This window comes from Brevibacillus schisleri (assembly GCF_055685845.1).
Genome location: NZ_JBVNDM010000001.1, coordinates 6,648,719 through 6,665,436 on the forward strand (window position 1 = coordinate 6,648,719; position 16,718 = coordinate 6,665,436).

Genomic DNA, 16,718 nt, shown 5'->3' on the forward strand with positions numbered 1-16,718 from the left:
GACCTCGATGAGTTTACAATCATAAGCCTTTATATTTTATAGCTTTTATTTTGAAAACCTCGTCGGACATTTAAAGCTGTAGAGAGAAAAAAGAAGAAAACGGCGAAAGTCTTTGGGATACCATCCGAAGCGCAATGGAAAAAGGGAAACCTGCCTTTAGCGTCCACCTCTGAGACACTACGTAGCTGCCCGACTTTGGACGCGGGTTTCACTTTTTCCATGGAGCTGGGCAGAACCGCCTCCCGGCAGGTATCCCAAGAACTTGAGCGTTTTCTTCTTTTTTCTCTCCTCCACCGAAAGCTCGACCGACCAACAAAAAAAGAGAGCGCCGTATCAGCTCGGCGCTCTTAAGAAGGGATCTATTTAAAATAGATAGAGGGGGGAACTCAAGATACTGCATATATGCAAACGGGACAAAATGCATCCCGGAATTGCCCGTCAACGTTTGATTCTTCACATACCTGCCCACAAAATGGCTTGGTCAGTGCTTTTTACTGCTGTGGCGGAGCGGTCAGCTTCACTTTGGCAGTCTTCTGGATACCGTCACGATAGTACGTAACGTCCATCGTATCGCCCGGCTTTTTGTTCATCGTCAAATACTTCCGCAGCTGAGCGCTGGTGGAAATATTCTTGTCATCCAGCTTGACAATGACGTCGAGTTGTCTCAAGCCCGCTTGACCCGCAGGAGAGAATTTGCCTACGTCAGTTTGAACGACAACGCCACTTTGCACTTGATCAGGCAAGTTCAAGGTTTCTTTCCATTCACTGCGTGGCACATTGGCCAAGTCGAGTGGCTGCACACCGAGGTAAGAACGTTGCAGCGTGCCTTTTTCCATCAGTTGGTCCACGATTACTTTGACATCATTGATCGGGAGGGCAAAACCTAACCCTTCGACACCTGTTTTGGAAATCTTCAAGGTGTTAATCCCGATGACCTGACCCTCGATGTTTACGAGGGCACCACCGCTGTTACCAGGGTTGATTGCTGCGTCTGTTTGAATGACGTCCAGCTCCCAGTCGTCCTGGCCATCTTCGTTAAAGTCCATGGGCATGGAGCGTTCTTTGGAACTGATGATACCTTGAGTAACGGTTCGGGAGAACTGCATACCCAATGGGTTCCCGATAGCAATGGCCGGTTCGCCCACCTGTAAGGTAGAGGAATCCCCAAACTCAGCAACGTCCGTAACCTTGGAGGCGTCGATTTCCAGTACAGCCAGATCGGCGTAACCATCGGCGCCGACTACTTTCGCCGATACTTTTTCACCTGTTGGCAGGGCTACTTCCAGCTTTTGCGCTTTATCGATTACGTGGTAGTTGGTAACGATGTAGGCTTTTCCGCCTTTTTTCTGAAAGATGACACCAGAGCCTTGGCCCTGCTCTACATCCGTCGAGTTCTGCATCCAACTGTTTCTGCGCTGCCCGATGTTGATTACACCAACGATCGCGTTTTCTACTTGTTTCACCGCCTCTACTGTACCCGATCCTACACTCACAGATACTGGCTTAGCAAACAGGCTAGAGGCGGAGGAGGCATTGCTGCTTATCGCATTTTCTGTTCCAGGCTTAACCATATTAATATATCCCGCATTGGAGAGAGTCGGCAGCGTGAGCAGGACGACCATCCCCCCAATTACCGCGGACGTTACTGACGTCACGACCATACGTCCAATGTTAGAACCGCGTTGTTTTTTTCGCTCCACGTGAGTGAAATCATCATAGAAACCCATGATTCATACCTCTCCTTTCTATCTTCTACCATTACTAGCTTTGCAGGTTTTTCATGCTCGTATACACAATGACATGCTCCGTATTTGGTTTGTATGATTGATTCCGTTGATGTCTGTTCCTTTTGACACCCTTAGTATACGACCCGCTTTCGGCAAAATGGCGTGAGAATTATGGAAAGGTTGTGGAATAAAAAAAAGCTCCCGGAATATTTCTCCGAGAGCACGGATATGATAGATTAAAAGCTTTTAGAAAGGATTGATAGACTTGAAAGAAGTCCACCTCATCGCCAAACTGGCTGATCTTCAGGAAGTAGACTACCACAATACGCTTGTCCTGCATGCCTTAATCGAGCTGCTCGTAGCCAAAGGACTGCTGACACATGACGAGCTGACTGCCAAAGTGAATGAGCTCGATACACAATTAACTTTCCATATCGATACGTATGCAAAGCTCACAGACCGCATCGCCAGTCGTCAAGCAGGGATCAAACCGATCTTATAACTCTTCCAGCTTGGTAGGTCGATCCGGGTACGTATCGCGCAGATGCACATCGTTCCCAACAGACAGCCCCCGCTCCTCCAAGATGTTTTTGACCGTCAGTCGGGCCAGATCAATCATGTTGTTTTCCTTACTCAAGTGAGCGAGGTATACACGCTCTGCTCCACCTGATAGACAATCGAGCAAAGCATCGCCCGCCGCTTCATTGGACAAGTGCCCGACATCACTCAAGATACGTCGCTTAATGCTCCATGGATACTGGGACATGCGCAGCAGCTCAACGTCATGATTGGACTCGAACACATACGCATCTGCTCCACGAATCGTCTCTTTGATCCGATCGCTGACATACCCCAGATCTGTCGCGACACTGAGCTTTTTCTTGCCATCATAAAAACAGAAGCCCATGGGCTCGGCGGCATCATGCGAGATTCCGAATGACTCGATGCCCAAATCCTCCAACTCTTTCTTTTCCCCCACAGAAAAGAAGCGTCGCTGATCTTCCTTGATCGTCCCGATTTGCCCATCCAGCTCCGACCATGTCTTTTCATTGGCGTAAATCGGCAATCCATATCGCCGCGCCATGACACCGACTCCTTTAATATGGTCGACGTGCTCATGGGTGACGAGAATGGCGCTCAGCTCTGCTGGGTTGACACCAATGGTCTCCAGTGCCGCTTCTGCTTGCTTTCCTGTAATGCCTACATCGATCAATACGGAAACACGGTCTGTTGCCACATAAATGGCGTTGCCCGTACTCCCGCTTGCTAACACACTAAATCTCACCGAACATCCCTCTTCCCGTATCTATCCCAGGTTGTCTATCTATTCAGCGCTGCGTGACCATCGGACGCTCCAGAGCCCCTGTAATCGCGTTGACAAAATGCCATTTGCCATCGTGAACCACACGCCATACAGGCACCAGCGTCTGAATATCTGCATCGTAAGAACCGTAATAACCCAGGCTCACATTTTCAATCCGTTCCCCTGGTGTAATGATTTGCTTGTCCACCAAAGAGCGTAGGGCCGCATAACCAGAGATCACCTGTCGTTCCCCCTGTTGCTTGCGAAGGTGGAAAAAGGTCTGCCTATAGCCAAGTACCGCTCCGTTGTCCAAATACATTTCTAACGGTGCAACGAATACGGGCATTTTATCATAGACCTGCCAATACAAAAGCCGCGCTTGATTCGATTGATACGGATCGGCTACGTATTGATCGGAATAAATCAGCCTCGGCCCAATTTGACGCAAAATCTCCTGAGGATTCAACTGACCACGAATCTGCATCGGTGGGTTCAGCTTGGCAGCCAACGCCATTTTTTCTACCGTTGCCTGAAGCTCTGATATCTCATGCAAGGAAATCGGATTAATCCCGACATACTCCGCATCCAAATTGGACATTGCCGGTGTATCCTGCGGCACTTCTGTATCCAATGTGATATTTTGCTGATTCAAGTACAGCTCTGTATTCCATTTCTCACTTTGTGCGACTTCCTTATCATTCCACAGGCTAATACGCGTCACATACACCTGATACAGGAGAAACAAATCGAGGAGAAGAAAGGCCCAGATCAGAATCGTCTTGGTTCTACTCCAATCCATGCGCCTTCCCTCCTCCCTGCTTGGTGTGCGCAGAAATATACAGGCTCGCCTGATTCGCCAATTCCACAACCCAGATTGGCATCAAGTCCACATTTCCCTCGCCTACTTTGGTACGGTAAGCCAAATAAGCGTTGGTGATTTTTTCCGTGTCCGCCAGTTTTTTGTCACGAATGTATTGATACAGCTCCGGACCGGACATGATCGTCCACTCTTTATTGTCGATATACTTGTCCAAATCCAGCAGCGATCGGCTCATCGTCACAACCTGGCCTGCCTCTGAGGTCATTTGGATCGTATCGATTTGCTTGGCCTCCCCCTCGCTAATCAAGGGATACGCCCCCACGTACTGGCGGAATGTAATCAAGTCTTTTTCATTGTAGCTCTTCTTGATTCGTTCAAAATGATACTCATCAAGCCAGCCCAAGTGTTTATTCATAAAGGTAACGGCACTCTGCACTTTTTCTTCATCAGACAGCTGCTGATCACGCTGTTGATACGCCGGATCAGTAAACGTGAACGCCTTCTGTTCCGACCTCAATTGAATCGATCTGCTGCCATCTGTAAAAATAACCGTTTTGTCCCGCTCCATGATCTGCCTGACGAGCGATTGATCGATAAAGTAAGACTCGATTAGTCTATCATTCGTAACAGGTACGTAGCTGTAGCGGAATTGCTGCATGCGCATCTGATTCTTGGGCAAATAGTAAGTGCTCCACATCAGCGCCGATCCTTCCAAATCTACGAAGCTTCGCTCTGGTTTGACGATTTTCATAATTTGCTCAGGCATTAAATCACCAGAAGCCAAATACGATTCTCTCAAATCCTTAGGGCTGATCGATGTTCGAGAACGCATCATGCGACCTTCCTCAGTCGACAAAAACAACGCGTAGACGACATCCTCGTCCTTCTCGTAATACAGCCACAATCGGTCAATCCCTTTCATTCGGTTGTCAAACTCATCCCGAAAGGTTACCAGCCGACCTACAATTGACAAGGGAACCGTGCTCCGAAAGCGCACTTCCAACCCCATCTTTTCCCGGGCAATATCTTCCCATTTCTCATTGGAGATGGTCAGTGGAGAAAAATCGAGGAAGATCCATTTCGACATTTCTCGCACGATCAAACTGTAAGGAGCATCGGTTGCGGACGCTTTCGTATGGCGATCTTCCCCATAGTGAAAAACAACGGATTCCGGCGTAACGAGCTGTTCGAGTTGCTTTTCCTGAACGGGCTTAGACTGCGTGTACTCTGCCGGTTCAATAAATTGAAGGTTGGGTTGATTCGACCACAACATCGCTGTCAAAACAAAGCTGGCTAGCACTAGCAGATTGAGTAAGACGGTCTTGGCAGGCTCTAGCATCCGCTTCATCCCGTTTTTCCTCCTTGGGCAAATGGCACCCAGAACGTGACTGTCGTTCCCACGTTCCATTCACTCGTAATCTCGATATCTGCACCGTGTGCCTGTACTAATTCGCGGGCAATCGCCAATCCCAGACCTGTTCCACCCTGACCGCGCGAACGCGCCTTGTCTACGCGGTAGAAGCGCTCAAAGATTCGCTTTAGATCGCGGCTCGGAATACCGATTCCTGTGTCGGTGATAGAGATTTGAACCCGCCTTTGCTTATGGTTCTCTTTTGCCATGAGAACTACAGTGCCTCCTTGAGGCGTATACTTAATCGCATTGGACAAAAGATTATCCAATACTTGATTGATCGCATCCAGATCAATGTAAACCAGCGGAAGCTTGCTCGGCATATCCAGACTGAGCTGAACCTCCTGTTGCTCACTGAACATGGAAAAACGATCAGCAGCATAGTGAAGCAATCGATTGAGGTCCGCTTCCTTGCAATGCAGACGAACCCCTTGCGAATCAAAACGCGATAGCTGCAACAAATCGTTTACCAAGCGAATCATGCGCTCTGTCTCCGACGACGTAACCTTCAAAAACCGTTGGGATAGCTCCGGCTCTTCCACTGCACCATCCAGGAGCGCTTCCACGTAGCTTTTAATGGTCGTCAGTGGTGTCCGCAGCTCATGCGATACATTCGCCACGAATTCGCGGCGCTGCTGCTCCAGGCGCTGCTGATCCGTCACATCGGCTACGACAGCAATGATCCCACCCATTTTTTTGCTATCGTGCTGCAAGGGCGTAAACGTCACACGCAGGATGACTTCTTCCTTATTCGGCAGCGTCATCTCAATGATAAGCGGTTCTTCCTGCGCGTAGAGCGACATCTCATCTTCTGGCGGCAGACCCAACAGATCGTACAGGGTGCGTCTCTTGAGAAGGACGTCAGCCATCGTTACCTGCAACATATCTTCTGCGGCCCGATTAAACAGGATGATCTGTCCATTCCGGTTTGCGGCAATAACACCGTCCGTCATGTTGCTCAAAATTCCTGCGAGTTTCTCACGCTCTTCCTCTTGCTGCAGGATGGCTTCCTGCAAACGCAAGGTCATATGATTAAAGGCCATACCGAGCTGGCCGATTTCATCATCGCTATAAATTCGTACACTACTGTTAAAATCCCCGTCTGCCACCAACCGTGCCTGACGGGTCATCTCCTTCACAGGCTTGGTGATGGTGCGGGCCAATACGACCCCGAGCACCGCCGTAATGACCATCGCGATCATCGTACCTGTCCCCAAGATGCCGTTCATTTTACCAATCGTGGCATAAGTGCCTTCCATCGAAGCGACCATGTAGACCGCACCATATACAATCTGATCGCCCTTAACAGGTAATGCCAATACTTTCACCCGCGCCCCCGTCTTCGGGTCGATCCGCATCGATTCACTGCGCGTCCCGAGCAAGGCAACCGTCACCTCAGGCTGCGAGGTTCGCTGTCCAATTGTACTTTTGTCCTCTGTCGTCGCAACCACCGTTCTTGTCTGATCGATGACCTGCACATTGGCCCCATTGATTTTTACCAGGTTGTTGATTAGGTTGTCGATGTACTGACGATTTTGTTCGGTGTTCGATTCCTTCCCGTCATGCGGGCGCAAATCGCTTTCCAGCAAACTCGCTAACAAACTGGCTTGTCCATTCAACGCCTCGGAAAAGTTGTTGATGTAGTAGCTCTCGACTTCCCGGGCAAAATACGCGCTAATAAATTGCATCGCAAGCAAAATCAACAGCATGTAAATGATGACCATTTTCCACTGAACGGTTTTGAACAGCCGCCTCATCCAGACTGGCCTCCCATGCCGGGATTACGTAATGTATAGCCCAAACCACGCCGCGTGATAATGTACTTCGGCTGACTTGGATCATCCTCGATTTTTTCACGCAAACGACGGATGGTCACATCTACCGTCCGCACATCGCCAAAATAGTCAAATCCCCAAACCGACTGCAAGAGATGCTCTCTCGTCAATACTTGTCCTTGATGGCGAGCGAGGTACACCAGCAGCTCAAACTCACGGTGCGTCAGCTCTAATGCTTCTCCCACCTTTTCGACGGTATACGAGTTCAAATCGATTTCCAACTCATGCACGCGCAGTACATGCTGGCTATCCTTCTCTTCCACTTTCGTGCGATTACGGCGTAAATGGGCCTTTACACGGGCTACCAGTTCACGCGTACTAAATGGCTTCGTCACGTAATCGTCCGCGCCCAATTCCAGCCCGAGTACTTTATCCAATTCAGAGTCTTTGGCAGTCAGCATGATGATCGGAACATCATACGTTTGGCGAACGGTTCGACATACGTCCATTCCGTCTCTGCCCGGAAGCATAACATCTAATAAAATCAGATCTGGTCGCTCATCCTTGACCACGACAAGTGCCTCATCACCATCGTAGGCGCATACGACCTGATATCCTTCTTTTTCAAACGTGAATTTCAAAATATCTGCAATCGGTTTTTCATCGTCAACTACGAGGAGTTTTGCCATCCTGCGCCCTCCTTTTTCTGTAAGTACGTGTTCAACAGTCTTTTGTTTCCTCTCAAACTGCCTCTTCAAGGATTCCACTTTGACCGTCACTATTCCTCTACAATACACCATGTATGCCACGTAAAGAAGGGCCTGGCATTCAATCCCTCCCAGCAAAAAAAGGGCCCCTCCTAAGAGTTGCCCTTTCCTATCCATAAATTACTAGTCTATTTTAAGTAACGAATCGGGTTTTGATTTCGTCCATTCTGTAGAACCTCAAAATGCAGGTGGACGCCGGTCGATTGCCCAGTAGAACCCTTTACGCCGATTTTCTTTCCTTGACTAACAACATCGCCGGCCTTCACATTAATAACACTCATGTGACCGTACAATGTCTTCATTCCATTGCCGTGGTCGATGATAACCGATTTCCCATAGTCACCATTCCAACCAGCGAATGTGACACGTCCATTGTCTGCCGCCATGACAGAACCAGCACCGGCAATATCAATCCCTTTATGCATGCTTCCCCAGCGTTTTCCGAAGCCACTGCTGATATAACCGCTAGCAGGCCAGCTCAAACGACCTGTACCGCGCGATGGGATAACTTTTGTACCGCGCTCCATAATTTGGGTTACAGGCTGCACAGTTACATCTTGTTTGATGACTTTACGATTAACGACTTGTCCATTTTCTTTCACAACTTCGTACTTAACTGTTTTACTGCCGTTTTTACCTTCTTGTACGACTTTCGTTTCGCCTTTAGGAACCTTGTCATTGTTTTTAATTTGGGTATTAAAAGCAATAACCTCTTGTTGATCTACTTCTTCTTTGACTTGTACAGTAACCAGTGGACGCACCGCGGTTACATTAATTTCTTGTCCTAATTTAAGGACGGTATTTTCCGTAACACCTGGGTTGTTCGCGTAAATATCTTTTGATGTAATGCCGTATTTCTTCGCGATGCAACCGATGCAATCGCCTTCTACGACCGTGTGCTTCATGTCCTTGAAGGTGCCTTTTACCAGCAACTCCTCGAGTTTTTCGGCAGACAAAATTTGAGATGCATCAACTGTTTCGGTTTGCATCTCTACGTTTTCTTTAAATGCGACTTCTTTTACCGGATTTGGTTTGACTGGGACTGTGGATGCTGCTGCTACAACAGCCTTATTCCCTGTCGTTGCAGGAACTCCGGAGTATTTTTGCTTCACTTCAGCCAGTACTTGATCAGCCGATTGCTGATCGGGCATGTAACCTACCACTTTACCGTCAATCGTCAGCTTAACACCCTGAACCTTGATATCCGCTACGGATGCCAGAGCTTGTAGAGCAGCATCGTTATTGAACGGTGCCTTGAAATCACGCTCTTCTTCGAATGTGATATAGTCAGCCAATTGCAAGTTGAGACCTGTTTTTTCCTTTTCCTCTTCCAGCTTTTCTACTGTCCAGTTATGTATCACATTTGGATCATTTACCACGCCAATCTCTTTACCGTTTACACTGACATGGTAGACAGAATTGACATTGCTTGTGTAATAGTATTGTGCAGATGCTCCAGCAGCAATCGTCAAAACTAGACCTGCCGCAATTGAAAGCGACTGTTTTTTATGTGACTGGATGTAAGAGCTTGTACGTTTCATTGTACGTTTCGCCAGATCACTGCAATCCCGAACGATTCGTGATGACCGTTCCTGCAGCTTGGCCTTCCATTCCGACCAATGCATAACTTGTCCCTCCTGAAAACAGATACAACTTGCTCGTTCCATTTCCTGAAAATTTTTAATTTATCGACTAGGTCGTAAATCCCATAATTTAGTTTCCATTTATCTGCCAAATTGCCTAAAGAAACCAACTATGTCGACTTTACCATAAGATTAACGACAACATCAAGTGTAAATTGCTGTCGAATAAAAAAATAGACATAGAGTCACTATATGTACAAACAATTGGTAGTATTTATCATATCTGGAGGCTGATATACGTGAAGGAACGTAACATTCTTGCAGGATTTCACACCGAAGATGATGCCCAAAAGGCAGAAAAAGCACTTCGACAAGCTGGTTTTTCCACCATTCAGATCGACAGAATCGGACAATTCCCTGGTGACGGAAACGAACAGATCCTGAATCCCATATCTGGAGATTTTCCCAGCTTGGGCAACCTAACACTGGCAGCTGACTTCCCAAGCGGCAGGGATGCAAGTGTCATGGCCGCAGTAGATCCAGACGCCAGCGGCATGGCCGATCGAGGCGATGACAATTTGAATCGCAGTGTCTTGTTAACGGCAGTCGTACCAGAGGAACAAGGTGATCTTGCGACTGAGATCATCCGATCATATGGAGGCATGATCTAAAATAAATATAGCCATCTTCCCTTAACTGCTGACTAGGAAAGATGGCTTATTTCGTTATGAACATCTCTGACTCACACCTCTTGCATCGAGGTAACGTCTTTTAACGCAAGTCTGCGTATTTTCGTTTTCTCGGCGTCATTTGGTTGTTTGTATGTGGTGATAAAGCATAAGTAGCCATTATTGAAATGAGTCATGGTTCCCTTGATGACGACGCCATTGATCATCTTTACCTGTACATTTTTGCCCAGCAGCTTCATGGCCTTTTGGTCAAATCCAAAACCCATCATCATGATCACCTCTCCATTTCTCCCTATGTCTAACCATATGCCCAGAGGGTGCCGTTTCGTGTCTGTCCCTTGCAAAAAAAGAAAGCTGCCGAATACTCGACAGCTTTCTCTTCTATTATATAGCCGATAGCTTATCCGTAAATGCCACGGACAACGACTGTTTGTTCACGATCTGGTCCTACGGAGAAGATCGACATTGGAATACCAGTCAGTTGCGTGATGCGCTCGATGTAGTGACGAGCGTTTTCTGGCAAGTCGTTCAGATTGCGAACGCCTGTGATATCCTCTGTCCAACCTGGCAGCTCCTCATAAACTGGCTCGCATTTCGCCAGCAGGTTGAGGTTCGCCGGGAACGACTCGATGATTTCTCCATTGTATTTGTACGCTGTGCAAATACGCAATGTCTCAATGCCAGACAATGTATCCAGCTTGGTGATCGCCAAACCGGTGATACCGCTGACACGACGAGCATGACGAACGACAACACTGTCAAACCAGCCTACGCGGCGTGGACGACCTGTTGTTGTACCATATTCGAAACCAACCTCACGAATATGATCGCCGGTTGCATCATTCAGCTCAGTCAGGAACGGACCATCACCTACACGTGTTGTGTAAGCTTTTGCCACCCCGATTACTTGGTGAATCTTGGTTGGTCCTACACCAGAACCGATCGTCACGCCACCCGCAATTGGGTTGGAGGACGTTACGTAAGGATACGTACCTTGGTCAATATCGAGCAATACGCCTTGTGCACCTTCAAACAATACGCGGTTGCCGCTATCAATAGAATCATTGAGGACAACAGATGTATCGGTTACGTAAGGACGAATGATTTCTGCCAGAGCCAAGTATTCATCCAGAATTTCTTGAAGCTCAAAGCCAGTTGTGTTGTACAGCTTCTCCAGCAGCATGTTTTTCTCTGCCAGGTTGCGCTCAAGCTTGCGAGCAAACTCATCGCGATCCAACAAATCAGCGATACGAATACCGATACGCGCAGCTTTATCCATGTAAGCAGGTCCGATACCTTTACGGGTCGTACCAATTTTGTTAGCACCGCGGCTATCTTCCTCTACGCCATCCAGCTTGATGTGGTATGGCAGGATCACATGCGCGCGATCACTAATTTTCAAATTGCTTGTAGAAAAACCGAAGCTGTGAATGTACTCCAGCTCTTTTACCAATGCTTTCGGATCGATTACCATACCGTTTCCGATTACGCAGGTCTTGTCACTATAAAAAATTCCAGATGGAATCAAATGCAACTTATACTTGTTACCATCAAAAATAATGGTATGGCCTGCGTTGTTACCGCCTTGATAACGAGCCACTACCTCTGCACTTTCAGCTAGATAGTCTGTAATTTTACCTTTACCTTCATCGCCCCACTGGGTTCCGACGACAACGACTGTTGACATCGAAAAACACCTCCTGATATTATCATGTCTTTTCGGGCCTGAAACAATCTAAGTTTACTAAACGAGACTCCCTGTGTCAACGCTAAATACGAACATTCATATAGTTAATTCTTAATATGTTCGGCAATTCAATATAGAAAAAAAAGCCGGAATTTCTCCGGCTTTTCTTCCATTCCAACTATTAACCTGCTTGATTTCGAAAACGATGATCCAAGTTAACGAATTTGTTGAATTCCTTCAGAAACGCCAACTCTACCGTTCCGGTCGGGCCGTTACGCTGTTTGGCGATAATGACTTCGATAACGTTCTTGTTTTCTGATTCCTTGTCATAGTAGTCATCACGGTACAAGAAGGCAACGATATCGGCGTCCTGCTCAATCGACCCCGACTCACGGATATCGGACATCATCGGTCGCTTGTCCTGCCGTTGCTCTACACCACGGCTCAACTGCGACAGGGCGATAACCGGCACGTTCAGCTCACGCGCGATCCCTTTAAGCGTACGAGAGATCTCAGATACTTCCTGCTGACGGTTATCTCCTTTGCCTCGTCCATGAATCAGCTGAAGGTAATCGATCAGGATCAAGCCCAAGCCTCTCTCTGTCTGAAGGCGACGGCATTTTGCCCGGATGTCCTGTACAGTAACCCCAGGTGAATCGTCGATGTAAATCGGCGCTTTCGCCAGCGTACCGATTGCCATCGTCAGCTTTTGCCAATCGTCTTCCTCCAGTGTACCGGAACGCATCCGGGACGCATCCAGATTGCCCTCCGCACAAATCATACGCTGAACTAGCTGAGAAGCACCCATCTCCAAGGAGAAGATGGCTACGGTCTCACCTGCACGGGCTGCTACGTTTTGCGCGAGATTCAAGGCAAAAGCCGTCTTCCCTACGGAAGGACGGGCCGCCAAGATAATCAGGTCACTGCGTTGCAATCCTGCTGTCATCTTGTCCAAATCTGTGTATCCCGTAGAAATCCCGGTAATATCACCGCGTCGCTGACTCAAAAACTCAATCCGCTCATACGTTTCCAGAAGGGCATCACGAATCGGTGTAAAACCACCACTGTTACGATTTTGGCCGATCTCCATGATGTACTTCTCCGCATCCGCGATGATCTGCGTGACATCATCCTCACGGGAGTAGCCGTCATTGGCAATCTTGGTAGCTGTATGAATCAATCGACGAAGCAGTGATTTTTCTTCTACAATTTTTGCGTAGTATTCGATGTTGGCAGCCGTTGGAACTGAACTGGCGATTTCCGTGAGATACGTAACCCCGCCGACTTCATCCAGCAGCTTGTGATCCTGTAGATCCGCTGTAACCGTAACCAGATCGACAGGTTCGCCTTTTTCATACAGGTCCACCATCGTTTGAAAGATGCGCTGATGCGCTGTCTTGTAAAAATCCTCCGGACGGAGAATCTCAATGGCCGTGATTAAAGCTTCCTTAGACAAGAACACGGCACCCAGTACCGATTGTTCCGCTTCCTTGTTCTGTGGCGGCACACGATCCAAAAACAGGTCGCTCACGTCACACCCCCCACAATTGAGACATTATTCTTCCACAACGTGTACTTTCAGAGTCACCGTTACTTCGTTGTGCAGTTTTACTTTGATTTGCGTCACGCCCAAAGCACGGATTGCATCCATTTCGAGCTTACGCTTGTCTACTTTGATTTTATACTGATCTTCCAGCGCTTGCGCTACTTGTTTGCTGGAAATTGCACCGAACAAGCGACCACCTTCGCCTGCTTTTCCTGTTACTTTCACTGTCAGCTCTTCCAGCTTTTTGCCCAGCTCCTGAGCATCCAGCTTTTCTTGCTCCTTGCGCTTATCTTCGCTGCGCTTTTGAGCGTCGAGCGTTTTCACGTTGCTATCTGTCGCTTCTTTTACCAGCTTTTTTGGCATCAAGAAGTTGCGTACATAGCCCTCTGACAAATCCTTAACTTCGCCTTTTTTCCCTTGGCCTTTTACATCTTGAAGAAAAATGACTTTCATCATCGTTTCCCCCTTTATATTTTGGCCTATACGACCGAGTCAATCGCTTCTTTCAAACGACGTGTTGCTTCTTTAATTGATATGCCTTGAATTTGTGTCGCAGCACCAGTGAGGTGACCGCCTCCACCCAGCAGTTCCATGATCGACTGAACATTGATGTCGCCCAGAGAACGTCCACTGATCAAGATCGTATCGTCGGATCGCTCTGCAACAACAAACGACGCCTGGATACCTGACAAGGTGAGTAGCTGCTCAGCAGCTTGCGCCACCTGTACCTGCGTGTAATCCTCAGACGGATCGCCTATGGCAATCGCCATGTTGTCACGGTACGTTTCCGTATTCATGATGATTTTTGCCCGCTTCACATACTGTCCCAGATCTTCCTTCAACAGACGCTGGACAGCCGCGGTATCAGCCCCGTTCCGGCGAAGGAAAGACGCCGCTTCGAAGGTCCGTGAACCTGTGCGGAAGGCAAAGCTTTTGGTATCCACCACAATCCCTGCTAACAGTGCCGTTGCAATCAGATTGTCGATATTCAATCGCTCACTCTGATATTGCAAGAGCTCCGTAACAAGCTCGGCCGTCGAAGAAGCATACGGCTCCAGATACAAGAGTACTGGCTCAATGAACTCCTCCGAACGTCGATGGTGGTCGATCACCACAATTCGGCTCGTTTCCGTCAACAGCTTCGGCTCAATCACCAGCGATGGTCGATGTGTATCGACGACTACCAGCAATGTGCGACCGGAGATGAGTCGGATTGCCTGTTCTGGCGTGATAAAGGTCTCAGCCAACTCTTCATTGGCATAAATCTCTTTCATCAGACGCTCGACAGAATGATTGCCTTCATCCATGACAATATAAGCCGTTTTATTGTGCAGCTGCACAGCCTTCAATACACCAAGTGATGCCCCGATGGAATCCATGTCAGGCTGTTTATGCCCCATGACAATGACGTGCTCCGCCTCATGAATGAGATCACGCAAAGCATGTGCAATAACACGAGCCCGGACACGTGTCCGCTTTTCCACCGCATTCGATTTCCCACCGTAGAAAGTGAGCTTGTTGCCAATCTTAACCGCACACTGGTCGCCACCGCGCCCTAATGCGATATCCAAGCTTGATTGCGCCATTTGTCCCAGCTCAATGTAAGTGGTAGCGGCCGCTCCAACCCCGATACTGAGCGTAATCGGAATCTTGTTGTCAGCCGTCATCTCCCGTACTACATCGAGAATGTCAAATCGCGATTCTTCCAATTTATCAAGTGCTTCACGTTCCATCAGAGCCAAAAACTTGTCGGCTGTGATTCGGCGAAGATATATGCCATGTTTGTTGGCCCACTCTGTAATCACACCAGCCACGCTTGTAGAGAGCAGCGTACGGCTCTGATCATCCATGACTTGTCCAACCTCGTCCAAGTTGTCGAGGTGAATGATGGCAAGTGCAGCCTTTTCTCGATGGTAACGAGTCGTCAATTCTTTGAAATCCGTAATGTCCTTGAAATACAAAAGACGCTCATCGGACCGAACAATGACTTCGTATACCCGCTCGTTATAAGTAAACTCCAGCCGTTTTTGCTCCGGCTTCCAAACCAGTTGCGGGAATACCTCTTGAAGGCTTTTCCCGATCATGGTTTCATCCCCGGACATATGCGTCATATACGGGTTTACCCACTCAATTGCCTTTTCCTCGTTGTATAAAAGAATTCCGATCGGCAGTTCCTGGATAACGCCTTCTCCCGCCTTCTTCACGCGATGGGTGACCGTCGCCAAGTACAGGCGCAAGTCTCGTTGGAACCCCTTTTCTGCTTGAAGAGCGTAAAGAACCAAGCCAATCAAGCAAACTATGCCGATCGCCCCGTACATCCAATGGAACAAGGTCAAAATCCCCAACAACAGCAAGCTAAAGCTGAGTGCCAGGACCATGTGCATCCCGTACCAACGCTTTAACAGGAACTTGGGCATTTCCTCAGCCCCTCTTCACTCTTGTTTCCAGTTTTTCACGCAAACGAATTCCTAGGTCAAATATCCCTACTAGACTAAGTATAGTACTTAGGGGTGGAAAAATAAATAGACAGACAACGAGCACAGGAGTCAGTCTCTTCCAGCCGTATAAATAGGCTGCAAACAGACAAAAACTCAAGCCCTGCAAAACAAAAATCGCATCCAGCATGACTTTCAGGTTCATCAAGGCGATTTCCCAAAACGTTCCCTGCATGCTTTCGGCAAACAACAAAAGACTAATCATCGCAATGAAGTAGTAATAAAGCAATGATCGTGGGAAGCTCCATTCCCGAATGGGCTTCAATGCTGGAATCGGTCTACGCAGACGGCGTCCAATCAGACTCGCCAACCCATGAATAATGGCGCTCGATAAAAAGCTGAACATGACAAGACTCGTAGGCAAGACGATTTTGCCCAGTTCAAGAAGCTGATCAAACTGCTCTTTTGGCACCATTGCTGGACGTAGCTTAGCAACTTCTTGCGTGATGGCATTAAAATCAACGTTCATCCCGAATGCCATAAATGCCATCATAGAAACGACACTTAAAAAGGCAACGCCTGCCCCTGCCACAATCGCCGAAAGAGCCGTTCCTTTTCTCGCATAAAAAATCCCCATGACTGAACCCCAAACTGCACTTGAAAAAGCAAGTGTAGCCGCAAACGGACCCGTAATGATCCAGCCCAGAAACGTAAAGGCAAGGGAAATCCATACCATGTTACGTACTGTTCGATTTACTGCCAAAAGGATAAAAGGCAGAGGTATCAGGAAACTGACGAGTCCTCCCAGTATGGTATATGTACCGAGAAACAACAGCACCAGTGCGATACCCAGCATAAGGGCATTTTCAGCCAAGTGTTTCGTTTTGGACGGCATGTCAGCACCTCATTATTCATGTCTCATGTACACTTTCCATAGAAAACTATGGAAAAAAGAGGGCCACGCAATTGTGCCCC

The 16,718-nt window shown here is 48.0% G+C and carries 15 protein-coding genes; 2 read left to right on the plus strand and 13 right to left on the minus strand.

From position 1 onward, the window contains the following. Positions 1 to 491: 491 nt before the first annotated feature. Complete coding sequence (locus tag ACUUHJ_RS31345) at positions 492 to 1,727, minus strand: S1C family serine protease (protein WP_234126066.1); 1,236 nt, start codon at positions 1,725 to 1,727, stop codon at positions 492 to 494. A gap of 265 nt (positions 1,728 to 1,992) precedes the next feature. Between ACUUHJ_RS31345 and ACUUHJ_RS31350 the strand changes: the two genes are divergently transcribed. Continuing rightward, complete coding sequence (locus tag ACUUHJ_RS31350) at positions 1,993 to 2,229, plus strand: hypothetical protein (protein WP_472301009.1); 237 nt, start codon at positions 1,993 to 1,995, stop codon at positions 2,227 to 2,229. Here the strand turns inward: ACUUHJ_RS31350 and ACUUHJ_RS31355 are convergent. The 6 genes from ACUUHJ_RS31355 to ACUUHJ_RS31380 form a co-directional block, all read right to left on the minus strand. After that, positions 2,224 to 3,012, minus strand: a complete 789-nt coding sequence (locus ACUUHJ_RS31355; RefSeq protein ID WP_087350570.1) for an MBL fold metallo-hydrolase — start codon at positions 3,010 to 3,012, stop codon at positions 2,224 to 2,226. The two genes, ACUUHJ_RS31350 and ACUUHJ_RS31355, sit on opposite strands and share 6 nt — an antisense overlap. 43 nt (positions 3,013 to 3,055) lie before the next feature. Then, a complete protein-coding gene (locus tag ACUUHJ_RS31360) occupies positions 3,056 to 3,829 on the minus strand; it encodes a two-component system regulatory protein YycI (protein WP_472301010.1) in 774 nt (257 codons plus the stop codon). Further along, the gene (locus ACUUHJ_RS31365) at positions 3,816 to 5,198 is read right to left on the minus strand and encodes a YycH family regulatory protein (protein WP_472301011.1); all 1,383 of its coding nucleotides are present in this window, start codon (positions 5,196 to 5,198) and stop codon (positions 3,816 to 3,818) included. Before ACUUHJ_RS31365 ends, ACUUHJ_RS31360 begins: the two co-directional genes overlap by 14 nt. Continuing rightward, positions 5,195 to 7,018 (minus strand): cell wall metabolism sensor histidine kinase WalK, encoded by a 1,824-nt coding sequence (walK, locus tag ACUUHJ_RS31370; protein ID WP_015894073.1) that lies wholly within the window; start codon positions 7,016 to 7,018, stop codon positions 5,195 to 5,197. The genes ACUUHJ_RS31365 and walK overlap by 4 nt, the downstream gene beginning before the upstream one ends. After that, the gene (yycF, locus tag ACUUHJ_RS31375) at positions 7,015 to 7,725 is read right to left on the minus strand and encodes a response regulator YycF (protein ID WP_472301012.1); all 711 of its coding nucleotides are present in this window, start codon (positions 7,723 to 7,725) and stop codon (positions 7,015 to 7,017) included. The genes walK and yycF overlap by 4 nt, the downstream gene beginning before the upstream one ends. A 206-nt stretch (positions 7,726 to 7,931) precedes the next feature. After that, complete coding sequence (locus ACUUHJ_RS31380; RefSeq protein WP_472301013.1) at positions 7,932 to 9,428, minus strand: LysM peptidoglycan-binding domain-containing M23 family metallopeptidase; 1,497 nt, start codon at positions 9,426 to 9,428, stop codon at positions 7,932 to 7,934. Positions 9,429 to 9,601: 173 nt separating this feature from the next. Here ACUUHJ_RS31380 and ACUUHJ_RS31385 point away from each other — a divergent pair, with 173 nt between their 5' ends. After that, on the plus strand, positions 9,602 to 10,057 hold the full coding sequence (locus ACUUHJ_RS31385) for a hypothetical protein (RefSeq protein WP_015894075.1): 456 nt from the start codon (positions 9,602 to 9,604) through the stop codon (positions 10,055 to 10,057). Positions 10,058 to 10,128: 71 nt separating this feature from the next. Here ACUUHJ_RS31385 and ACUUHJ_RS31390 read toward each other — a convergent pair whose 3' ends face one another. The 6 genes from ACUUHJ_RS31390 to ACUUHJ_RS31415 form a co-directional block, all read right to left on the minus strand. Then, complete coding sequence (locus ACUUHJ_RS31390) at positions 10,129 to 10,344, minus strand: hypothetical protein (protein ID WP_007720197.1); 216 nt, start codon at positions 10,342 to 10,344, stop codon at positions 10,129 to 10,131. A gap of 131 nt (positions 10,345 to 10,475) precedes the next feature. Beyond that, entirely contained in the window at positions 10,476 to 11,762 is a 1,287-nt protein-coding gene (locus ACUUHJ_RS31395) for an adenylosuccinate synthase (protein ID WP_016739390.1), read from the minus strand. A 181-nt stretch (positions 11,763 to 11,943) separates the two neighbouring features. Then, complete coding sequence (gene dnaB / locus ACUUHJ_RS31400) at positions 11,944 to 13,293, minus strand: replicative DNA helicase (RefSeq protein WP_015894078.1); 1,350 nt, start codon at positions 13,291 to 13,293, stop codon at positions 11,944 to 11,946. A gap of 24 nt (positions 13,294 to 13,317) precedes the next feature. Beyond that, the gene (gene rplI, locus ACUUHJ_RS31405; RefSeq protein WP_472301262.1) at positions 13,318 to 13,761 is read right to left on the minus strand and encodes a 50S ribosomal protein L9; all 444 of its coding nucleotides are present in this window, start codon (positions 13,759 to 13,761) and stop codon (positions 13,318 to 13,320) included. Between the two features lie 26 nt (positions 13,762 to 13,787). Further along, positions 13,788 to 15,725, minus strand: coding sequence for a DHH family phosphoesterase (locus tag ACUUHJ_RS31410; RefSeq protein ID WP_137031588.1), 1,938 nt, complete (start codon positions 15,723 to 15,725; stop codon positions 13,788 to 13,790). 4 nt (positions 15,726 to 15,729) lie between these two features. Next, positions 15,730 to 16,638 (minus strand): DUF2232 domain-containing protein, encoded by a 909-nt coding sequence (locus ACUUHJ_RS31415; RefSeq protein ID WP_289675370.1) that lies wholly within the window; start codon positions 16,636 to 16,638, stop codon positions 15,730 to 15,732. Positions 16,639 to 16,718 lie beyond the last annotated feature (80 nt).